Origin of the sequence: Streptomyces sp. 5-10 (assembly GCF_014712245.1) — a bacterium.
GTDB lineage: Bacteria > Actinomycetota > Actinomycetes > Streptomycetales > Streptomycetaceae > Streptomyces > Streptomyces violaceusniger.
Genome location: NZ_JACVYG010000002.1, coordinates 41,501 through 60,407 on the forward strand (window position 1 = coordinate 41,501; position 18,907 = coordinate 60,407).

The 18,907-nt window shown below is 69.1% G+C and carries 18 protein-coding genes and 1 pseudogene; 9 read left to right on the forward strand and 10 right to left on the reverse strand.

The annotated features are described in order from the left end of the window. Positions 1-5: 5 nt before the first annotated feature. Positions 6-2,093, reverse strand: coding sequence for a bifunctional glycosyltransferase 87/phosphatase PAP2 family protein (locus IEJ02_RS02530; protein WP_191063155.1), 2,088 nt, complete (start codon positions 2,091-2,093; stop codon positions 6-8). Positions 2,094-2,378: 285 nt separating this feature from the next. After that, positions 2,379-3,191 (reverse strand): AraC family transcriptional regulator, encoded by an 813-nt coding sequence (locus IEJ02_RS02535; protein ID WP_223863331.1) that lies wholly within the window; start codon positions 3,189-3,191, stop codon positions 2,379-2,381. A gap of 148 nt (positions 3,192-3,339) precedes the next feature. On the opposite strand from IEJ02_RS02535, the gene IEJ02_RS02540 reads away from it, so the two are divergent. After that, positions 3,340-3,750 carry a DUF2000 domain-containing protein gene (locus tag IEJ02_RS02540; RefSeq protein WP_191063157.1) on the forward strand — a complete coding sequence of 137 codons (411 nt, stop codon included), beginning with the start codon at positions 3,340-3,342 and terminating at the stop codon, positions 3,748-3,750. Positions 3,751-3,786: 36 nt separating this feature from the next. On the opposite strand, the gene IEJ02_RS02545 is transcribed toward IEJ02_RS02540, so the two are convergent. Continuing rightward, positions 3,787-4,701: an AraC family transcriptional regulator gene (locus IEJ02_RS02545; protein ID WP_191063158.1), complete on the reverse strand. Its 915-nt coding sequence runs from the start codon at positions 4,699-4,701 to the stop codon at positions 3,787-3,789. A gap of 126 nt (positions 4,702-4,827) precedes the next feature. Here IEJ02_RS02545 and IEJ02_RS02550 point away from each other — a divergent pair, with 126 nt between their 5' ends. Together IEJ02_RS02550 and IEJ02_RS02555 are read left to right on the forward strand one after the other, a co-directional pair. Further along, positions 4,828-5,811 carry a zinc-dependent alcohol dehydrogenase family protein gene (locus tag IEJ02_RS02550; RefSeq protein ID WP_191063159.1) on the forward strand — a complete coding sequence of 328 codons (984 nt, stop codon included), beginning with the start codon at positions 4,828-4,830 and terminating at the stop codon, positions 5,809-5,811. A 101-nt stretch (positions 5,812-5,912) separates the two neighbouring features. After that, entirely contained in the window at positions 5,913-6,242 is a 330-nt protein-coding gene (locus IEJ02_RS02555; RefSeq protein WP_086880911.1) for an antibiotic biosynthesis monooxygenase family protein, read from the forward strand. 120 nt (positions 6,243-6,362) lie between these two features. Here IEJ02_RS02555 and IEJ02_RS02560 read toward each other — a convergent pair whose 3' ends face one another. After that, the gene (locus IEJ02_RS02560) at positions 6,363-6,926 is read right to left on the reverse strand and encodes a flavoprotein (protein WP_191063160.1); all 564 of its coding nucleotides are present in this window, start codon (positions 6,924-6,926) and stop codon (positions 6,363-6,365) included. Positions 6,927-7,059: 133 nt separating this feature from the next. Between IEJ02_RS02560 and IEJ02_RS02565 the strand changes: the two genes are divergently transcribed. The 3 genes from IEJ02_RS02565 (at position 7,060) to IEJ02_RS02570 (ending at position 9,012) form a co-directional block, all read left to right on the forward strand. After that, positions 7,060-8,244 carry a helix-turn-helix domain-containing protein gene (locus tag IEJ02_RS02565; protein WP_191063161.1) on the forward strand — a complete coding sequence of 395 codons (1,185 nt, stop codon included), beginning with the start codon at positions 7,060-7,062 and terminating at the stop codon, positions 8,242-8,244. A gap of 301 nt (positions 8,245-8,545) precedes the next feature. After that, on the forward strand, positions 8,546-8,680 hold the full coding sequence (locus IEJ02_RS49690; protein ID WP_263407901.1) for a hypothetical protein: 135 nt from the start codon (positions 8,546-8,548) through the stop codon (positions 8,678-8,680). Positions 8,681-8,736: 56 nt separating this feature from the next. Then, positions 8,737-9,012, forward strand: a complete 276-nt coding sequence (locus IEJ02_RS02570; protein WP_223863283.1) for a hypothetical protein — start codon at positions 8,737-8,739, stop codon at positions 9,010-9,012. A 381-nt stretch (positions 9,013-9,393) separates the two neighbouring features. Here IEJ02_RS02570 and fxsT read toward each other — a convergent pair whose 3' ends face one another. Both fxsT and IEJ02_RS02580 read right to left on the reverse strand, forming a co-directional pair. Beyond that, positions 9,394-11,676 (reverse strand): FxSxx-COOH system tetratricopeptide repeat protein, encoded by a 2,283-nt coding sequence (gene fxsT / locus IEJ02_RS02575; protein ID WP_317985702.1) that lies wholly within the window; start codon positions 11,674-11,676, stop codon positions 9,394-9,396. Between the two features lie 22 nt (positions 11,677-11,698). Further along, complete coding sequence (locus IEJ02_RS02580; protein WP_191063164.1) at positions 11,699-12,130, reverse strand: hypothetical protein; 432 nt, start codon at positions 12,128-12,130, stop codon at positions 11,699-11,701. A 221-nt stretch (positions 12,131-12,351) separates the two neighbouring features. Here IEJ02_RS02580 and IEJ02_RS51005 point away from each other — a divergent pair. The 3 genes and pseudogenes from IEJ02_RS51005 to IEJ02_RS02595 form a co-directional block, all read left to right on the forward strand. Next, a pseudogene (locus IEJ02_RS51005) lies at positions 12,352-12,474 on the forward strand (antibiotic biosynthesis monooxygenase); the annotation flags it as partial. A 306-nt stretch (positions 12,475-12,780) separates the two neighbouring features. Continuing rightward, positions 12,781-13,689, forward strand: a complete 909-nt coding sequence (locus tag IEJ02_RS02590) for a zinc-binding dehydrogenase (RefSeq protein ID WP_191063165.1) — start codon at positions 12,781-12,783, stop codon at positions 13,687-13,689. Positions 13,690-13,713: 24 nt separating this feature from the next. After that, the gene (locus IEJ02_RS02595; protein ID WP_191063166.1) at positions 13,714-14,631 is read left to right on the forward strand and encodes an AraC family transcriptional regulator; all 918 of its coding nucleotides are present in this window, start codon (positions 13,714-13,716) and stop codon (positions 14,629-14,631) included. A 72-nt stretch (positions 14,632-14,703) separates the two neighbouring features. Here the strand turns inward: IEJ02_RS02595 and IEJ02_RS02600 are convergent, their stop codons facing one another. The 4 genes from IEJ02_RS02600 to IEJ02_RS02615 all read right to left on the reverse strand — a co-directional run bounded on the left by IEJ02_RS02600 (position 14,704) and on the right by IEJ02_RS02615 (position 18,650). Further along, entirely contained in the window at positions 14,704-15,255 is a 552-nt protein-coding gene (locus IEJ02_RS02600; RefSeq protein WP_191063167.1) for a GNAT family N-acetyltransferase, read from the reverse strand. Further along, complete coding sequence (locus IEJ02_RS02605; protein ID WP_191063168.1) at positions 15,252-15,803, reverse strand: YciI family protein; 552 nt, start codon at positions 15,801-15,803, stop codon at positions 15,252-15,254. Before IEJ02_RS02605 ends, IEJ02_RS02600 begins: the two co-directional genes overlap by 4 nt. A 78-nt stretch (positions 15,804-15,881) precedes the next feature. Continuing rightward, positions 15,882-17,168 (reverse strand): sialidase family protein, encoded by a 1,287-nt coding sequence (locus IEJ02_RS02610; RefSeq protein ID WP_191063169.1) that lies wholly within the window; start codon positions 17,166-17,168, stop codon positions 15,882-15,884. A gap of 177 nt (positions 17,169-17,345) precedes the next feature. Then, positions 17,346-18,650, reverse strand: coding sequence for a phosphatase PAP2 family protein (locus IEJ02_RS02615; protein ID WP_191063170.1), 1,305 nt, complete (start codon positions 18,648-18,650; stop codon positions 17,346-17,348). Between the last annotated feature and the right edge of the window lie 257 nt (positions 18,651-18,907).

The following is an 18,907-nucleotide window of genomic DNA, read 5'->3' on the forward strand; positions in this document are numbered from 1 at the left end:
CCACGCTAGACCCGCTGGTCACGCCGCTCAACGCGAGCCCCAGCCCCCTTTTCGGGGGACTCGCCGCCCCCTGACCGGCCGCCCCGCTCCGCGGGCTCGGCGTCGTCGTGCTGTCCGCCGCGCTGCCGTACCAGCCCGGGGACCAGGCCCCTGGCCCGGGCGACGGCGGCGCCCATCGTCGCCGACAGCGGTGGCGCCTCCTCGTGCGGGCGCCTGCCCACGCCGAGGAACACGTACTGCAGCGCGAACCCGGCCGTGACGATGACCGCGCCGCCGATCGCGTCCAGCACATAGTGGTTCGCGGTGCCCACGATGACCGCCGTGGTCAGCAGCGGATACAGGATGCCGAGCACCTTCGCCCAGACGTACGGCGCCACGATCGCGATGACCACCCCGCACCACAGCGACCACCCCACGTGCAGCGACGGCATGGCCGCGTACTGGTTGGACAGCTTGGTGAGCGCGCCGAAGTCCGGGTTGTTCAGGTCCTGCGGACCGTGGGCGGTGTCCACGTACCCGAGCCCCATCAGCCGCGGCGGGGCCAGCGGGTAGAGCCAGAAGCCGACCAGGGCGAGCAGCGTGGCGAAGGCCAGCGGGGTGCGGGCCCAGCGGTAGGTCGCGGGGCGGCGCAGATACAGCCAGCCCAGCAGGGACAGCGGAATCAGGAAGTGGAAGGTGCTGTAGTACCAGTTCATGAAGTCCTTGAGCCATCCGGTGTCGGCCACGATGGCGTTGAACCAGTGCTCGATGTCGATGTGCAGCCAGCCCTCGAGGGTGAGCACCTGGTGTCCATGGCCCTCGGCCACGCTGCGCTCGTCCGGGGCGTGGCCGCGGATCCACGAGTAGGCGAAGTAGCCGACGCGGATCAGCATCAGCTCGAGCATCAGGTTCGGGCGGGACAGCGGCCGCTTGAGGACGCGCAGCAGCGGCACCCAGGCGAAGCGGCTCCTGGCCGGTTCGGCGACCGGCGTCGGCTCGGGGTCGTCCCACCGCGGCGAGGTGCGGGGGAGGAACGGCACCAGACAGGCGGCGGCGAGCGCGGCGAGCAGCGGCGCATTGTAGCCGATATGCCCCAGGATCTCGATATCGGGCAGCAGCGCGGTGCGGTTGAGCGACATCGCCAGGACGACCAGAACCGGCCACACCAGCCGGTCGGAGCCGCGCCGCCCCACCCGGCCGACCACGGCCAGCAGGATCCATAGCTGCTGGTGCTGCCAGGAGGTGGGCGAGACCGCGAGCGCCACGCTGCCGGTGATGGCGGCGGCGAGCAGCAACTGCCCGTCCCTCGCGTAGCGCACCGCGCGCCGCAGGCCGATCACCGCGACCGCGACCGCGAGCACGGCCAGCAGCGCGAGCTCCACCGGGCCCTCGAGGCCGATGCGCAGCAGCAGCCCGTGCAGCGACTGGTTGGCCAGGCTGTCGGCGGGGGCGCCGAGCCCGAAGCCGCCGATGTGGTGCCCCCAGTACGTCCACGAGTCGTGCGGCATGGCCGCCCAGGCGAGCGCGGTGCACACGGCGAAGGTGGCGCCCGCGAGCGCGGCGGCCCGGCGCCGTCCGATCAGCCACAGCACGACGGCGAACAGCAGCAGCGCGGGCTGGAGCGCCGCGGCCACTCCGATGAGCACACCGGCCTGCCGCCCGGAGGTTCTGGGCAGCACGGTGAGGACGACCAGGAGCACCGGGATGATGCTGGTCTGGCCGAGGGTGAAGGTGTTGCGCACCGGAAGCGACAGCACCAGCAGGCTGATGGCCAGCGGTGCGGCGATCAGCGAGGTGCGGCGGGAGACCGGGCCGGGCAGCGACCGGGCCACGACCAGCCCGAGGACGACGACCAGCAGCAGGGTGCCGAAGGTCCAGGCGACCCCGAGGCTCTGCTCGGCGGCCCGGGTCAGCGGTTTGAGGACGAGTCCGGAGAACGGGGTCCCGGTGAAGGAGCCCCCGTCGTACAGCGACCCGCTGACGTGCAGTACGCCCTGGTCGCCGATCCAGGTCTCCAGGTCGGTCAGCCGCTCATCGGGCGGCAGCCGCAGCACCGCCGCCGCCTGACGTACCGCCAGCAGGCCCGCCAGGAGCCACAGGGCCGCGAGCCCCATTCTGGTCCGTGACGTCCGCGCCCCTACGGCACCGGGGGCCGGCCCCGTGTCCGGGCTTCTCCCCAGTCCGCTCCGCTCCACGTTCGCCACGCCGTGCCGCTCCCCCACTCGCCCTCTTCATCTGTCCCGGATGTTTGGAGACCCTACTGAGCCCACTACTCAGACGCCGAACACCCCCTCTTCACCTGACTGTCGTCCGGGGTTGTCCGAAAGATGTCAGGCTTTGGCAGGGTCCTTGCGGTCCGCGTGGGTCCGTATGGGTCCGTATGGTCCGGGCCAATTTCATCAGGGCCGCGGGGTGTGCCGCGAATCGGGACTCGCCGCGCGCTGAAATGTTCCCGGCGTCACTCCGAAGCACCGCACGAACCAGCGGTGGAAGTGGCTCTGGTCGGCGAACCCGGCCTGGGCCGCGGCCTCCGCCGCACTGCTGCCCGCCACCAGCAGCCCGCGCGCCCGGCGCAGCCGGAGCTGGCGCTGGAAGTCGCTCGGCGCCATCCCGTACGCGGCGCGGAACGCCCGGTAGAGCGCGAAGCGGCTGCACCCGGCGGCCTCCGCGAGCCGCACCGCCGGTATCTCCTCGGCGTACGCCTCCTCCAGCAGCGCCCTGGCCCGCCGCGCCGCCCGGACCTGCTCGCCGCTCCCGTCCGGAAGCTCCCGGGTGTACAGCGGCCCGGTGGCTCCGCGCCGCACCATCGCCCCGACGGCCGCGGTCAGCCGCTCGTCCCGCACCAGCGGACCGGCGCCGCCGACCAGGGCGGTGTGCAGCCGCAGCAGGGCGCGGGGCAGCAGGGGATCGGACACCACGGGCCGGTCGAACAGCGGCAGCGCCGCCCGGCCGTCCGCGCTGTCGGCCACATCAGCGAGGACGTTCCGCACCACATCGGGACCTATGTGGACGATGCGGTACTTGTAACCGAGCTCGGCGGCCGCCTCCCCGTCGTGCGGATCGTCGGGATTGAAGACCATCACCATCCCCGCCCCGCTGGTGCGCAGCGCGCCCCGGCACCGGAAGCGCTGGGCGCCGACCTCGGTCACCGCGAAGGAGTAGGTGTCATGGCTGTGGGGATGGAACCGATGGCTGAAGAAGTGCGCGTGCATGGCCTCCACGGGCCGGTCGGGATCGCGCCAGTACCGGGCCCAGTCCTCCCGGCCCCGCTCCCCTTCTCCGACGGCGCTCACGGATCCATTGTGCCGTGGCGCACGAGCGTTCAAGACCGCAGGTCGCGGCAGTGGCGAGAGTGACGGCATGCGCTTCGACACCAAGATCGCCGTCATTGTCCGCTCCGACCTCGCCGACTGGCAGAAGCTGAATGTGACCGCCTTCCTCTCCAGCGGCCTGGCGCACGCCACGGACGGGATCGTCGGCAAGCCGTACGAGGACGCCTCGGGCAACGCCTACCTCCCGATGTTCCGCGAACCGGTCCTCGTCTACACCGCCGACGCCCCCGCCCTCACCCGCACCCACGCCCGCGCCCTCTCCCGCGGCCTGCCGATGTCCCTCTACACCGAGGAGCTCTTCGCCACCGACAACGAGGACGACAACCGCGCCACGGTCCGCGCCGTCGAGGCCGACGCGCTCAACCTGGTGGGTCTCGCGGTCTACGGGCCGCGCGGCCAGGTGGACAAGGTGACGAAGGGCTTGCGGCTGCACGGCTGAGGGCTGGGCGCCAAGGCCATGACGGCCCCACACAGGTCAAGGGCCCGTCAGCTTCCGCCAGGCGCCGGGGGTGACGCCCTCCCTGCCCGAGAAGGCACGGCTCAACGCGCTGCCGGTGTCGTATCCGACGCGGACGGCGATCTCCTGGACGCTCAGCGGCGTCTCGCGGAGCAGGACCTTGACCCGGTACATGCGCCATGCCGTGAGGTAGCCCAGCGGGGTGTCCCCCGTCCTCTCCTTGAACAGGGCGGCGAACGCCGAGCGTGACATCCCCGCCGTCCGGGCGAGTTCGTCGACCGTCCACGGATGGGCCAGGTCCGCGTGCAACTCCTGCATGGCAGCCGCCAGCCGCGGGTCCCGCAGCGCGGCGATCCAGCCGACGGTTCCGCCGCCGACATCCGCGCAACAGGTCCGCAGCGCCTGGACGAAGAGCACATCGGACAGCCGGCTCATGATGAAGCCACCGCCGAGCCCGCCCGCCGCGCTCTCCCGCGCGATGAGGTCGAACGTGGTGCGCAGGAGTTGACTGGACGCGTCGTCCAGGTTCAGCCGGAACACCGGCGGCAGGAGCGCGAAGAGCGGTTCCGCCGCCACGGAGTCGAAGGCGAACCGGGTGGAGACGATCCGCGTGAGCTCACCGCCGCCCCCGACCCGCGCCGAGCCGCCGGGGGCCCGGGAGACCAGTCCGTCGCAGTCCACGACCTCGCTGCCCGCCGCGTCCTGAAGCGTGAACCCCACCCCCGCGCGGACCAGGAAGCAGTCGTTCGTCTCCAGCCGTTGCGGCCCGGCGAGCGTGTCCGCGACGAGCAGGCACGAGCCGCTGGAGATCAGGACCAGCCGGGCGAGGTGCCGGGGAGGAAACGAGATGCCCCATGGCGCACGGGCGTCCACCCGCACATACCGCGCGTCCTCGATCTTCATCGTGGCGAGGAGGTCGTCAACCGGATCCATTCCCACTCCCTTGGGTCACCCCTGCCCCCTCCTGGACGATCTGCGCCAAACAGTGGACGCCAAGATACAGATCGTCCAGCCGGGCGCACCTATCGTGGAGGCGACATACGAAACGAAGGGTGGGAAATGCGCATATTCCAGGTGGGAGCGGGTGGTGGTCCGATCACCTCGGCGGAGCGCCCGGTGCCGAGCCCGTCAGCAGGCGAAGTACTCGTACGGGTGAAGGCCAGCTCCCTCAACGCACGCGATCTGCTCATCGTCACCGGCCGGTACTCCGTCGACATCGCGCCGGGGCGCGTCCCGCTCTCCGACGGCGCGGGCGTCGTGGAGGCCGTCGGAGACGGGGTCTCGCGGTTCCGCGTCGGGGACCGCGTCGTGGGCACCTTCCATCCGGCCTGGCTGTACGGCCCGTTCCCCGAGTGGGGGCGGTTGCGCGGTACGCACCGCGACGGCTGGCTCACCGAATACCTCGCCCTGGACGAACAGAGCCTGGTCGCCGTGCCGGACCAGCTGTCCTTCGAGGAGGCCGCCACGCTTCCGTGCGCCGCGCTCACCGCGTGGTCGGCCGTGAGCGGAGTCGGCCCGGGGGACGCACTCCTGGTCCAGGGCTCGGGCGGGGTATCGGTCTTCGCGCTCCAGTTCGCCCGCCTGGCCGGCGCCCGCGTCCTGGCCACGACGTCCAGCGACGCCAAGGCACGACGCCTCGGCGCCCTCGGCGCGTCCGATGTCGTGGACTACACCAGCACACCGGAGTGGGGCACGCGGGTACGGGAACTCACCGGCGGCGGCGCCGACCGCGTCGTCGAGATCGGCGGCGCCGGAACGCTCTCCCAGTCCATCGACGCCGTCGCCCACGGCGGGCAGATCGCCCTCGTCGGCAATCTGGCGGCGGGCGGCGGCATGGACGTGACGCGGTTCTTCCGCCGGGCCGCGACCCTCCGGTCGATCAGCGTCGGCAGCCGGAGCGACTTCGAACGGATGAACAAGGCCATCGACCGGCACCGGCTCCGGCCCGTCATCGACCGCGTCTTCCCGTTCGACCAGGCCCCGGAGGCGTTCGCGCACTTCGAGAAGGGCCCGCGCTTCGGCAAGGTCGTCATCACCCACTGACCGTGGCCTTCACACGCCCTTGACCGCCGGATGTAGGAGACTGCGCGCACAGAGTCCAGACCAGGGCGCCGACCCGGCGCCCGCCGCGTGAGAGGTGTCCTGTGCCCAGCGTCGTAAAGATCAATGTCCTGACCGTGCCGGAGGAACAGCGCGAGGTGCTGGAAAAGCGCTTCGCGTCGCGCGCCGGGGCCGTGGAGGGCTCCGACGGCTTCGAGTGGTTCGAGCTGCTGCGCCCGGTCGAGGGGACCGACCAGTACCTCGTCTACACGAGGTGGCGCAGCGAAGAGGACTTCCAAGCCTGGATGGAGGGCCCCATGAAGGCGGCCCACCAGCGCGGCGGCGAGGACGCCCCCCAGCAGAAGCCCGCCGCGTCCGGCTCCACGCTGTGGTCCTTCGAGGTCGTCCAGCAGGCCGCGCCCAAGCAGGGCTGACCGGGCCCTTGGAACCAGTGCTAGCCCCCTGCCCCAGGCCAGGGGGCTAGTGGTTTCGTGCTGTGCCCGTCAGGCGGCTGTGAGCTCGCCTGCCCATTGGCTGCACTGTCCGGGCGCGGCTCATGCACCGCGGGGATCGCGCCCGCTGGCGGCTGACGCGGCGGCTTCGAGGGCCAGGTGCCACGGATAGTTCTCCGGTCGGCCCTGGCCCGGCTTGTTGGGCACGAATCCGCCTTCCCCGTAGAGCACGCGTACGCCCATCGCGCGGAGCGTGGCAACGCTGGTGTCGAACTGGGTGTGCTGGACGTAGGCGGCGTTGACGCATGGCATGGTCACGGTGGGGATGCCCTTGCCGATGGCCTCGGCCACGAATCCCACGATGAACTTCTCGGTGATCCCCAGGGCCCACTGGTTGATCGTGTTGAAGGTGGCGGGTGCCAAGGCCGCGACATCCGCGGGAGGCCAGACGTCCGGCTCCCAGGGCAGCTTGTATCGGCTGCGCACCGGGTGTCCGGTCAGCTCCTCCAACCCTGGTAGCTCGTCGTCAAGCCAGCGTGCGGCCGTGGGGGTCAATCCGAGGCAGACATCCCAGTCAGCCGCCTGCGCACGTTCGACCACGCCGGCGATGTTCAGCACGGGTGGGGCGGCGCTTCCGAACAGGTAGAGGACACGGTTCGCGGTCATGCGGGCAGTCCACCGTGCGGCACCCTCCCCCCGCAAACGCTGCACGCTCGGGGTTGAGATCGCCGTTCACGGTCTTCTGCTGTGGCCGGGCGGGTAGCGTTTCCGTTGAGTGAGTCACGAGAGGGAGGCGTGCATGCCGCTCCCCGACGACGAGCACACGGGCGCTCGGATCGCACATCACCGGAAACGGGCTGGGCTGACTCAGCGAGGCTTGGTTCAGAAAGTCCCCTACTCCTACAGCCTGCTCACCCAAGTTGAGTCCGGGCACAAGCCAGCCAGCCCCGACCTGGTGGCCGCTGTAGCGAAAGCACTGTGCATCGACGTCACGGCGCTGACCGGCCAGCCCTACGTGACCGAGCTACAACAGGACCGGTTGGCCGCGTTGGTCCGCCCGATCCGTGAAGCCCTCGACCTCTACGACCTGGGGGCCGATCCGGCGATCACACCGCGCCCCACTCCTCAGCTCGTCGCCGCTGCGCAAGCACTGTGTCAGCAGGTCCGGGCCACGAAGCTCCATGATGCTGCTCTTGATCTTCCAGGCGCGATGGCGGAGATCACTACAGCCGCGTATCGGACGCCGTCGTCCGAGCTGTGGGCTGCCCTGTCGAGCACCTACCGCACCGCCCACGACCTGGCCGTGAAGCTGGGCTACTACGACCTGTCCACGGTAGCTCTGGACCGTATGGACTGGGCTGCCTCGCGGGCATCCGATCCGTTGCTCTCCGCAGTGCGCCAGTACATGCGCGCCCTCGTCTACTTCCGAGAGGGCGAGTACACCATCGGTCAGCGGCTCGTAGCCTCCGGGCAAGGGCTGTTGGAGCAGTCTCCGCACACGCGAGAGCGACAGGCCGTTGCCGGGCAGCTTCACCTCGGAGCAAGCATCATCGCTGCCCGCGCTCATGACGAAGACGCGGTAAAGAACCACCTCACCGAGGCCCGGTCTTACGCGGACCGGACAGGCGAAGCGACGGACGTGCACTGGCTGTCCTTCGGCCCCACGAATGTCACCGTGCACGCGGTGTCAGCCCATGTCGAGATGCGGCACTACGGCGAAGCTCTGCGAGATGCCGCGAAGGTGCGGATACCGCAGGACTGGGCTGTCTCCCGCGCCGCGCACTTCTACGTGGACCAGGCACGCGCCCAGATGGAAGCGGGACGCTCTGAGGCAGCCTTGAAATCGATCGTGACCGCGCGGAAGCTGGCGCCGCAGCAGACCAGGTACCACGCGGGCGCTCGCGAGACCATCCGGGGCCTGATCCACTTGTCCCGTCGCACCCCGGACAACCTGGATCACCTGGCCGCTTGGGTGGGCCTCTGACACTTTCACCGCAGTAGCCCCCGGCTTTCACTCAACTGTGAAAGTTGGGGGCTTCGCATGTCACCAGCATGAATACTCAGCCGGTTTTTCATCCGCCACAGGACCCCGGCGACGCGGGCGTGCGCCCCGGGGCGTGGCCAACCTGAGGAAGCAGGTCGACATGCGGAACTGTATCGGCAGGGTCTTCGAACCGTTGGTGAGAGTGCTACAGCCCGGCCGGGGACGTCATCGCACGGTTGGGACACATCAGCCGGTGCACTGCGCTGACGCCCCGACGTTGCAACTGCCTCGTGTGCACCAGATGTCGCGTAAGCCTGTGCTGCGCGGCGAGGACGTGCAGCTTGTCCGGCCGTATCTGGTGGCTCATGAGCGCCGGAAGGACGTGCCTCGGGTGGAGCTGTTGTGCGCGCCGCACGGGATGGTGGTGGTCAGGTGAGTGCGCAACCGCGATTGCTTCCGTGGCCCGGCCCTGCCGGGAAGCCGTGTTACTTGATGTCGGATGAGGACGGCACGGGGTATCTGTCGCGGCTGGCCGACGAGACGGAAGCGGTCCAGCTTCAGATGGGCGCTGAACTCATCGGGCACGCTCGCTTACTGCTCCGCGACCGGAAGGCGGACCCGCGAGAACTCCGCTACCTCTCGAACCGCCTGATCGAAGCGCTACAAGACGCGCTCCGGATCGCGGAGAGTCGCGGCGAGCGCCTGCCGGTGTCCGACGACGAGTGCGAGACCGACGGACCGACTCAAGCGAACGAGGGGGGCGGATGATCCGGGCGTCAGATGGCTGGCAGGTCGGCCCCGCACCGGGGCACGGTCTGCGCCCGGGGAAAGACGGTCTGCTTGAACTGCCACTTCACGTGCTCCGTCCCGGCCGCGCGTCCCTGGCTTCGCTGGTGCTGACGGTGGTGGAAGCGGAGCAGTTGCACGCCGCCTTGTGTTACGCGCTCGGCGACAAGCCCGCGCCTGAGCACGCGCCGGAGTGCCGAAAGCCGGTGCACTACCCGGGTGGCCGACAGAAGTACTGAGGTCGCTCGACGAAATCACGCGCAACAACCGAAGAAGGGGGTGCGGCTGCGGCGCCAATTCGACTGCCTGCGGCCTGTTGTCAGCTCACATGCACCCACTTGGGGCCATTCTGTGCTAAACGAGTCACGGGCGAGTTCGCTGAAATATCTGCGCGAGAATAGTACGCAAGTACTCCACGCTATCCCTCGCCTCGTGAGTCTTTGGGTGATCTTCGCCGAAAACACGGATGCTCTCGGCAAGGTTCTTCTCGAGCGTCGGGATCGCCCGGCCCAGGTCCCTCGCCGCCAGGTAAGCGGCGGCAAGGTGGCTACGATAAGCGAGGTTATCGGCGTGGTCTTCGCCGAGGACGCGGATGCCCTCGGCGAGAGCCTGCTCGTACAGCGGGATAGCCCGGCCCAGATTCCCCGCCTCCAGGTAAGCGTGGGCAAGGTGGAAGCGGAGGTGTACGGTACGAGGATGGGTCTGGCTGAAGGCTCGAATGGTGTCGTTCAGAGTTCGCTTGAGGAGGGATAAGGCTTGGCTCAGGTTCCCTGCCTCCAGGTAAGCGTCTGCAAGGTTTTCACGACACCTCAGGGTATGTTCGTGGTCTTCGCCGAGGACGCGGACGCTGTCGGCAAGATCCTGTTTCAGCAGCGGCAAGGCACGGCCCAGATCTCCGGCCTCCCGGTAGGCACCTGAGAGATTGTGACGAGCGCTTAGAGTGTCATGATGGTCCGGGCCGTGAATCCGAATTCGATCAGCAAGATTCTGCTTGAGTATTGGGATCACTTGCTCCAGCTTTCCCGCTTCTCGATATGCATAAGCAAGGTTGTTGCGCACGGCCAGGGTATTGGAGTGGTCTTTGCCGAAGATCCGGATGCTGTCGGACACAATCTGCTCGTACAGCGGGATGGCGTGATCCAGATCTCCCGCGTCCCGGTAGATGTCTGCGAGGTTCATGCGGGAGGCCAGGGTAACGCGGTGGTCTTCGCCCTTTATTCGTGCTGATGTGGCCGCAGAGCGATTTGCATATCTGGCGGCTTGAGTGACTTGACCTTGACTCCAAAGGAATTGCGAAGTCTGGAATAGGATCTTAAAGGTGTCGGTGGTATCTGTGTTGGGGTGAGTATGGGTGAGGTACGCATCGATGTGGGGCAGCAGGGCTCGCCAGCATGGCCATCCGGCAAGGTTAGCTGTCGGGTCGTTGGGCAGCGCGTTGTGGAGCAAGGTAGCCGAAGTGAATTGAGCTTCCTGGATTGCGAGTTCGGTGCGGTGAGGATCATCGGCGTCGGCTGTTCGGGCAACGGCCTGAACAAGGCGGTGAATGTCAGCGGTTTTCTCGCTGAGGGTGATCATGCTGAAGTCATTGAGGAGAGCGAGGGCATCGAGCTCCGCGTCTTCTTCATCGGATGCATTGGCGAGTAGAGCGCGGGGTATGGCGTGGGGGGCGAACCAGGCCATGACGTGTAGCAGGCGAACGGCGAGTGGGTCGCGTTCGGCGATTGTGTCGAGGGTGACGCGCCAGGTCCGGGCGATAGTGACGCCGTGGGGGTCGCCGTTGCCGGGGGTGCCCAGCATCCGGGCGGCTTTGGTGCGGAAGCGGTGCAGGTAGCTGGAGTAGGTGTCGCGCGTGCGACGGATATACGCACCGGCTTGCTCCAGAGCCAGAGGGAGGCATCCCAGCTCGTCGGCTAGTTCCCGAGCTGCTGTGGGTTCGCTGCTGTCGTCGAGTCCCGCGAGTTGGTGTAGCAGGCTGGTGGCGGCCGATGGTGTGAGGACGTCCAGGTGCAGCGGCGTTGCGTCCAGGTCGTGCCAGCCGTAGGTGAGGCGGCTGGTGATCAGGTGGTTGCCGCTGGTGAGTCTGGCGAGATACGGGGCGACGTGGTCGGGGTGGGTGACGTTGTCGAAGACGAGGAGCCAGCCAGGGTGGGTATCGAGCCAGGCCAGCGCCCATTCGGCCAGGACTGCGCTGGGTACGCCGCTGGTGTTGGTGCCGGGGTTGCCCCGGACAGTGAGTTGGCCTAAAGAACTGGTGATGGTCTCGGGGGTCTCGGCGTCGATCCACCAGACCGCTGTGTAGTCGGAGCGATGGCCGTGGGCGAAGTGCAGTGCCAGTGTGGACTTTCCAATGCCGCCGAGCCCGGACACGGCTTGGGTGACGACGTGCCTGGCAGCCCGCTCGTTCCGGGGCTGCAGCGCACGTTCCAGGGCGGCCATCTCCGCCACGCGACCAACGAACGGGTGACCGACGGGCCGCGGGAGATTGTGCATTCCGTGGGGCGCGGGGACATCGGCGGGTGATGGGAGTACCAGGGGGACCTGGACGGTGGTGTCTCCGGTGTTGACGATGCCCTGGTTTATACCCACGGCGGGGGATCGGTCACCCGCCGTTGCGAGTCCTGGGGGCTCCGGTGAGGTGTTGTCCATAAAAGCTTCGCCCCTGCCGGGTTCATGTAGTGGAGTCGCCAGTGTTGATGGTGCCGTAGTTACTGTGGACAGCCGGTGATCTGTCCCCCGACGTGGTGATGGTGACCGTGGTGGGCGCGGCGGGTCGTGCCCACCCGGCGATGTCAGCGGCGATGTCCGGATGGGCCGTCATCAGGCGGCGGATCTGCACGCGGAGTACGGCGGCCAGATCCGCGTCACCGGGAGTGTCGGCCAGTTCGACGACCGTGTCGGCGAGGGCTTCTTGCTCGGCGGAGGTTTCACTGCCGGGGGTGTCGCGGCCGGTGAGACGTCGCAGAATGCGTTGCCCGAAGGAGATGGTGGCATCGGCGGCGTCGCCCTCGACTCGAGCCAGGACTGCGGCCCCGTAAGCGGTGATGGCCGTAGTGGCGTACGGCGTGAGGTCCTGCGCGAGCTGGACCACGTCCACGGACATGGCGTCATCCCCCTGGAGTTTCACCAGCCGCTGAAGTCCCCGTACACAGCGGCACAACGGACCCACCCAGGGTAGCTAAATGCGGTGGCTCTTAATACACCCTGGACCGGCCTGGGGACACTGTCTGGCCCAGCGTTCGAAGGGGCAGGTCTCTCGTCAGCTGTTTCGCGCCGCGCTCAAGCGCCTGTCAGCTGTGCTGCGGTAACCGAGTTGGGCATGGAGGCCCGATGAAGGCCGCCCACCAGCGCGGCGGCGAGGACGCCCCCCAGCAGAAGCCCGCCGCGTCCGGCTCCACGCTGTGGTCCTTCGAGGTCGTCCAGCAGGCCGCGCCCAAGCAGGGCTGAGCCGGGCCCCTTGCGAACACCTCAGCCCCCTGGCCCTGGCCGGGGGGCTGCGGTTTCGCGTCGCGAAAGCGGGCCGTGCGTCGGATGCGATCGAGCCGCCGCGAGTCGCACCGACACAGGTCGCACCGACACAGGTCGCACTGACACAGATCGTCAACTGGTTGATTCTCACGGGACTGGTCGCCGTCCCGGCCGTGCGTAAGGGTTTTACGAAGGCGGCGGTGCGGCATTCGCGCACTCGATCCGCTGCCGCCCGCTACCGCGCCGAGCGTTCAGGCGCCTCCACGAGAGAAGGAATCACACCTTATGCGCGCCCTTGTGGTCGAGCACGGCGAGGCCGGACCCGTCCGGTTCGCCGATGTCGATGAGCCCGTGCCGTCCAGCGACGAGGCGTTGGTCGAGATACGGCACATCGGTCTCAACTTCGGAGAGCTGAACTACGTGCACCAGTGGCCGGCCGGCACTGTGCACGGTCACGACGCGGCCGGCGTCGTGGTGCGCGCCGCGTCCGACGGCTCGGGGCCGCCCGAAGGTACGCGCGTCGCGGTGGGAATGGCTCCCCACGCGTGGGCGGAGCGGGTGGCAGTCAGCCCCGCCTCGCTCGGCACCGTCCCCGAGGGCCTGGATCTGGCCGACGGTGCCGCGCTGGGGATCGCCGGGGTCACCGCACTGCGGGTGCTGCGCAAGCGTTCCCTGCTGGCGCGCGACGTCCTGGTCACCGGCGCCAGCGGGGGCGTGGGACACTTCGCCGTCCAGCTGGCGGCGCTGGCGGGCGCCCGGGTGACGGCACTCGTCGGTTCGCCGGACCGGGCCGCCGGACTCCGCTCACTCGGGGCCGACAAGGTCGTGACCGACCTGGCCGAGACCGAGGACCGGTTCGACCTCGTCCTGGACACGGTCGGTGGACCGCTGGTGGCCCAGGCGTGGAGTTCCCTCGCCGAGGGCGGCACCATCCACCTGGTCGGTTACTCCTCGGGGCAGGACACCACGTTCCCGTCAGGGGCCTTGTTCGGCTTCGGCGAACCCCGCTCCATCGCCACCTACGGCGACATGACGCCGACCAGCGGGGATCTGACGGACCTGCTGGGCCTCATGGCCGCCGGGAAGCTCTCGGCACCGGTCGGACTGCGAGGCGACTGGCAGGACGTGGACGACGCCATCCAGGCACTGTTCGCGCGGAAGGTGCACGGAAAGATCGTTCTTGACGTGGTCTGACGCCCGTCGAACGAGAATGGAACCATGGACGTACTCGCGGAGGTCTTGCGTGTTTCGGGTGCGCGAGGGGCGATCGGGCTCATCCTGAAGGCCGGAGGAGCCTGGGGTCAGTGGCTGGACTCCTATCCGGGAGCGGCACTGCACGTGGTGTCCCGTGGCACGATGTGGCTTCACGTCCCGGGCGAGAAACCCCTGGAGGTTCAGGCCGGAGGCGCCGTCCTGGTGTCGCCGGGCACCGCACACGGGATAGCCGGCGGCTCCAGCATGACGATGCCTCCCTGCGACCGGGAGGCGGCGGCCCGGGCCCTCGCCGCAGGCAGAGCGCTCCAACTCGGCTCGGCACCGGCGCAGACGGAAGCGATCACCCTGCACTATGAGCAGGACCCGGAGGTGAGCACACCGGTGCTCACCTCCCTCGCCCAGCCGATGCACGTCGCGGCCCGGGAGAACGCGCAGCTCAGAAGGATCGTCGAACTTCTCACCGCGGAGCTCGCACAGCCGCAGATCGGCACCACCGCCGCCGTCAACAGCATCGTCGACCTCCTGTTCGTCCAGTTCGTACGCGCCTGGCTGGCCCGCCACCCGGAGGAAGGGCCCGGCTCATGGCTGGGCGCGATGCGTGACCCGGTCGTGCGCGACGCCCTGGCATGTGTCCACGCCCAACCGGAACGCCCCTGGACCACGGAGACCCTGGCCGCCGCGACAAGCGTCTCCCGGGCGACGCTGGCCAGGCACTTCCGGTCCGCCCTCGGACAGACGCCGGGCGCGTACGTGACGCAGTGGCGCATCGACCTGGCGTCCGTCCGGCTCCGCGATACCGATGAGCCGGTCGAGTCGATATCCAACGCGGTCGGCTACGCCTCTCCGCACGCCTTCAGCCGTGCCTTCCGACGCGCCCGGGGCATGGCACCGGGCGAGTACCGTTCCCGACTTCGCACGTGATCGCGGACCCCATGAAGGCGGCCCACCAGCGCGGCGGCGAGGACGCCCCTCTCGAACCGCCAGGAAGACCGCTCAACCGGACGGCGTGACCGGGGACCACACGCCGAACCACTGCTCGGCGTCGTAGGCCTCGTACCGTTCCACCTCGGTGAACCCCAGCTTTGCCGCAAGGCGCATCGAGCGCTCGTTGGCGGTCTGGGTGCGCAGCACCACCGACTTGCCGGGAAGCGCGTCGGCGAACCAGTCGAGTGCCGCCGCACACGCCTCGGCGGCGTACCCGCGTCCCCACGCCTCCGGCAGGAACAGGTAGCCGATCTCGGCCCCTCCGATATCCGGCCGGATGTGGCCCGGACTCTCCGCGTCGTGCCGATCGAGCTTGACCATGCCGATCATCGCTCCGTCGAAATCGATCACGAAGAGGCCCGGCTGCCGCCCGGGTATCTCGGGCACCGCGCGGTCGAGCTCAGCACGCGGTCGAGGCCCACCCAGGTAGGTATGCACCTCCGGTGAGGCGAGCAGGTCGATGAACGCCGCACGGTCCCGGGCCTCGGACGCGCGGAGCAGGAGGCGTTCGGTCCTTATCGGTGTAGGCGGCCAGGCGACGGGTCCGAGTGGGCGGGTCATGACGGCCGCCCGCCGAACTGCCAGCGGTGGACCTCGATGTCCGCGTACCGGGCCGGGGGCAGGACGGCGCGGGCCGTCTCCGGGTCGGGTGCTCGGACCAGTGCCGCCGTACCCAGCCAGGTGCTTTCGTCGTCGGACAGCAGTGGTCCGTAGGCGATCAGCTCATCCCGGTCGGCGGGCGGGGTCAGGTCGGCGGCCTCGCCCGCGCCCAGGCCGAGCACCAGGAATCGGGTGCCCCCGGTCCGGCCCCCGGGGAATTCCCACATCGTGCGCCCCAGCACATTGCGCCACCGCCGCAGCAGTACGTCCCGGTACACACCGGCCTGGTAGCCCGGTTCGTCGAAGGCGAAGGAGCGGGCGGCGGCCGGGTCGGGCAGGTCGACGATGTGGACGCTGCCGGTCGGGGTCCCGTCGGCGACGGAGAGGGTCGGTCCTCGGGCGATCATCTCCGACGCGTACCGATCCATGTAGGACCAATGCTGTTCGACCAGTTCTTGGCGCAGAGCGAGCGAGCCGGGCCGGTCGCGGTGGTAGCAGAAGAACTCCATGCCCGGCAGTCTTTCGGCCCGTGGGCGGCCGGTACAGCGGATATCGGTGGGAGCCGACTTCTGCGGTCCTCTGCCTGGTCACATGCCATCAGTGGCGTGGAACGGGCGGCACACTCCGCCGTCGTAGTCGGTCGCGATCTCCAGCAGCTGGTGCCCGTCGGCCGAAGGCAGGAGGCTGGAGCTGTAGTTGGGGCAGAAGTCGACCTTGTCTGACGTCACGGCGACGGGGGCCGGGATCTCCTTCCAGGTGCCCTCTCCGCCCTTGCTGTTGGTCCAGATGGTGCGGCCGCTGCCCTCGGCCTTGCTGCCGTCCGCGTTGAACATCGCCTGGCCGACCAGCAGCAGCTTGCCCTGCGGATTTCCCGCCTCCGGCGCCCAGGCCAGGGTCGGCGCGTGCTTGAAGTACTTGCCGTCCGCCGTCTGGGGGCGGATGCCGAGGTTGGTGGGGTCGCCCCAGTCCCAGCCGTCGGGTGAGGTGCGGTAGTGCACGACGCACGAGAACTTGGGGTCGTCGGAGCAGATCTCGTACGTCATGACGTACGTGCCGTTCGGCAGCTTCCGTACGACCGCCATCCCGGGGCGGTCGGAGGCGGGGGCGCTGGCGACGGTGTCGTGGAGGCCGCTCCACGAGACGCCGTCCCGTGAGCGTACGGCGACGAGCTTCTGGCTGTGGCGCGGATCGGTCTCGTCGGAGTAGTGGCAGACCAGGTTGCCCTCCGCGTCGATGGAGAACTCCGGCTCCCACAGCCCCTTGGTGTCCGTCGCGGTGGCGACCGTGGAGAGATAGGTCCAGCTGCGTCCCACGTCGGTGCTCTTGAACACGCGTATCGACATGTGGCGGTCGGCTTTGGGTACGTCCTGGCCGAAGGAGGCGGCCCACAGCAGCGTGCCGGCCGGCATGTCGCCGACCTGTCGCGGCAGCTCGTAGAGGGTCGCGCAGCACAGCCCGCGGCCGTCGGCGGACGCGGGGTCGGCGATGGTGCCCACCTGGCTGAAGCTCGCTCCGCCGTCGGTGCTCTCCTGGACGGCGCCGATGCCGTTGCCGCCGCCCGGGACGACGGTCGAGGCGAGCACGCGGCCGTTGTCCTTCCCGCTGTGCTCCAGCCGGATCGCCCGGGGGTAGAGGCCCGCGCCGTCGCGCAGCGGGGTCGGGGCCGTCTTCCGCAACGACTCCGCGGCGTCGCCCGCCGCCCCGCTCTTCGCGGAGGCGTCGGGGGAGCCGGAGTCCTGGGAGGCGGCGGAGGATGCGGCTCCAGAGGCACCGTCCGAAGTGTCCTGGCACGCGGTCAGCCCGAACGCGGCGACGGCGGCCACCGCGGCGACGGCGACCTTACGAGCGTGGTGATGTCCGGTGCGGCGTGACATGAGACTCCCCCCTGTGTCGCGGGTGGCCCCCGTCCCTGTCCTTCGGGGGCCCGTGACACCAAGGCTGTCCGCCGCCGCTGATGATCCTCTGCCGATCGGCTAACGCGTCGCTAACCGCCCTCGCCCCGTGGCCGCCTCATGGCCGCCTCATGGCCGCCTTACGGTCAGCACGACTCGTCACACCGGTTCGGGCTGCGGCTCCGGTTGCAGCGCCGGTGCGGCCTTCGGCTCCCACAGCCTGGTGGTCCGTACGTAGCCGTGGATCACCGAGCCCATCGCCAGCAGGAGAAGGGGCCCGAACACCCACGGGTGTCTGGCCATCTCCACCGGCAGATAGCGATAGGCCACCAGGAGGGCGGCGAAGACCACCGCGCCGTGGGCGACCAGTTGGGTCCCCGACCGGTCCCAGCCCCGTGCGAGGGAGCGCAGCGCCGCCTCGATCGTGAGCGCGAACACCACGCCCGCGACGAGATCCACGCCGTAGTGGTAGCCGAATCCCAGGGTCGCGCCGAGCGTGGCGACCAGCCAGAACGTTCCCGCGAACCGCAGGACCCGTGGGCCCTGGCGGGAGTGGATGAAGATCGCGGTGGCCCACGCCGTGTGCAGGCTGGGCATGCAGTTGCGCGGCGTGAGCCCGTCGAACGGCATCGAGTGCGGAGCGCTGATGGGCGGCGGCGTGTGCGGCCACAGCTCGGCCAGCGCCCAGTGCTCGCCGCCGGTGCCGAAGGCGCCTGTGCCGTAGGCGAAGACCGGCCCGACCACCGGGAAGATCATGTAGATGGCCGGCCCGAGGAGGCCGATGGCCAGGAAGGTGCGCACCAGATGGTGGCGCGGGAAGCGGCGCTCGACCGCCACCTTGCGCAGTTGGTACAGCGAGACGACGACCGCGGCCACCGGAAGCTGAATGTAGACGTAGTCGAGAACGTGGGCGCCGATCGGGCCCATGGCCTCGACGATCCGGCCCACCACCCACGACGGGTTGCCCAGCGCGTGATCGGCGGCAGCCAGGTACGGGTCGAGCACCGTCGGGCGGGTCTTCGCCGTGATGAGCAGCCAGGTGTCGCCGGTCTTACGACCGGCCACCAGCAGCAGCCCCAGCCCGACGCCCTTCAGTAGCAGGGCGCGTTCCCGGCCGGTGCGGCGCGTGACCGCGATGACCGCGGAGCCCATCATCACCCACAACGCGCCGTTGCCGAAGGGGTGCCCCTCGGTCACCCTCGCGTCGGCCACCCACCGCACCAGGAAGATGACGATGTCGATGCCGATCGCGGCACCGGCCGCGATGAACCGCTCCCGCCGGGTGAGCACCACCATCATCAAGGCCATACCGCCGTACAGCAGAAAGCCCGATTTGGGGGCGAATACCACCTCTTGGGCCTGGGTGGTCATCGGCCCCGACAGGTCGTAACGACGCGCGGCGATCTCCATCGCGACGAGGAACCCGAGAACCGCCACACCAGCCGTGACCCACAGCACCGCCATTGGTCGGCGCCACGCGGCGAACGTTATTCTGCTGTTTATACGCGAAAACACCCGCGATGCTGTAGGTATCAATTGTTTGGCCGATTTGCTCGATGTGGGTTATAGGTCACTCTTCGCACCGGATAGCACGGTTTTCCGGTGAAGGGCGGGCGATGGGGGCGCTCGTCGTGAGTTCGGATCATGCTAGCTGAGCGGTGTGGGCGGGGCTCCGCCCCGGACAGCCGACGGCTCTTGGCGCGGGCGTGGGGTGTCGTCGT

Excerpts from the sequence above, each read along its gene's own strand:
- IEJ02_RS02530 (WP_191063155.1), bottom strand. The coding sequence starts at position 2,093 with ATGGGGCTCGCGGCCCTGTGGCTCCTGGCGGGCCTGCTGGCGGTACGT.
- IEJ02_RS02535 (WP_223863331.1), bottom strand. The coding sequence starts at position 3,191 with ATGCACGCGCACTTCTTCAGCCATCGGTTCCATCCCCACAGCCATGAC.
- IEJ02_RS02540 (WP_191063157.1), top strand. The coding sequence starts at position 3,340 with ATGCGCTTCGACACCAAGATCGCCGTCATTGTCCGCTCCGACCTCGCC.
- IEJ02_RS02545 (WP_191063158.1), bottom strand. The coding sequence starts at position 4,701 with ATGGATCCGGTTGACGACCTCCTCGCCACGATGAAGATCGAGGACGCG.
- IEJ02_RS02550 (WP_191063159.1), top strand. The coding sequence starts at position 4,828 with ATGCGCATATTCCAGGTGGGAGCGGGTGGTGGTCCGATCACCTCGGCG.
- IEJ02_RS02560 (WP_191063160.1), bottom strand. The coding sequence starts at position 6,926 with ATGACCGCGAACCGTGTCCTCTACCTGTTCGGAAGCGCCGCCCCACCC.
- IEJ02_RS02565 (WP_191063161.1), top strand. The coding sequence starts at position 7,060 with ATGCCGCTCCCCGACGACGAGCACACGGGCGCTCGGATCGCACATCAC.
- IEJ02_RS49690 (WP_263407901.1), top strand. The coding sequence starts at position 8,546 with ATGTCGCGTAAGCCTGTGCTGCGCGGCGAGGACGTGCAGCTTGTCCGG.
- IEJ02_RS02570 (WP_223863283.1), top strand. The coding sequence starts at position 8,737 with ATGTCGGATGAGGACGGCACGGGGTATCTGTCGCGGCTGGCCGACGAG.
- fxsT (WP_317985702.1), bottom strand. The coding sequence starts at position 11,676 with ATGGACAACACCTCACCGGAGCCCCCAGGACTCGCAACGGCGGGTGAC.
- IEJ02_RS02580 (WP_191063164.1), bottom strand. The coding sequence starts at position 12,130 with ATGTCCGTGGACGTGGTCCAGCTCGCGCAGGACCTCACGCCGTACGCC.
- IEJ02_RS02590 (WP_191063165.1), top strand. The coding sequence starts at position 12,781 with ATGCGCGCCCTTGTGGTCGAGCACGGCGAGGCCGGACCCGTCCGGTTC.
- IEJ02_RS02595 (WP_191063166.1), top strand. The coding sequence starts at position 13,714 with ATGGACGTACTCGCGGAGGTCTTGCGTGTTTCGGGTGCGCGAGGGGCG.
- IEJ02_RS02600 (WP_191063167.1), bottom strand. The coding sequence starts at position 15,255 with ATGACCCGCCCACTCGGACCCGTCGCCTGGCCGCCTACACCGATAAGG.
- IEJ02_RS02605 (WP_191063168.1), bottom strand. The coding sequence starts at position 15,803 with ATGGAGTTCTTCTGCTACCACCGCGACCGGCCCGGCTCGCTCGCTCTG.
- IEJ02_RS02610 (WP_191063169.1), bottom strand. The coding sequence starts at position 17,168 with ATGTCACGCCGCACCGGACATCACCACGCTCGTAAGGTCGCCGTCGCC.
- IEJ02_RS02615 (WP_191063170.1), bottom strand. The coding sequence starts at position 18,650 with ATGGCGGTGCTGTGGGTCACGGCTGGTGTGGCGGTTCTCGGGTTCCTC.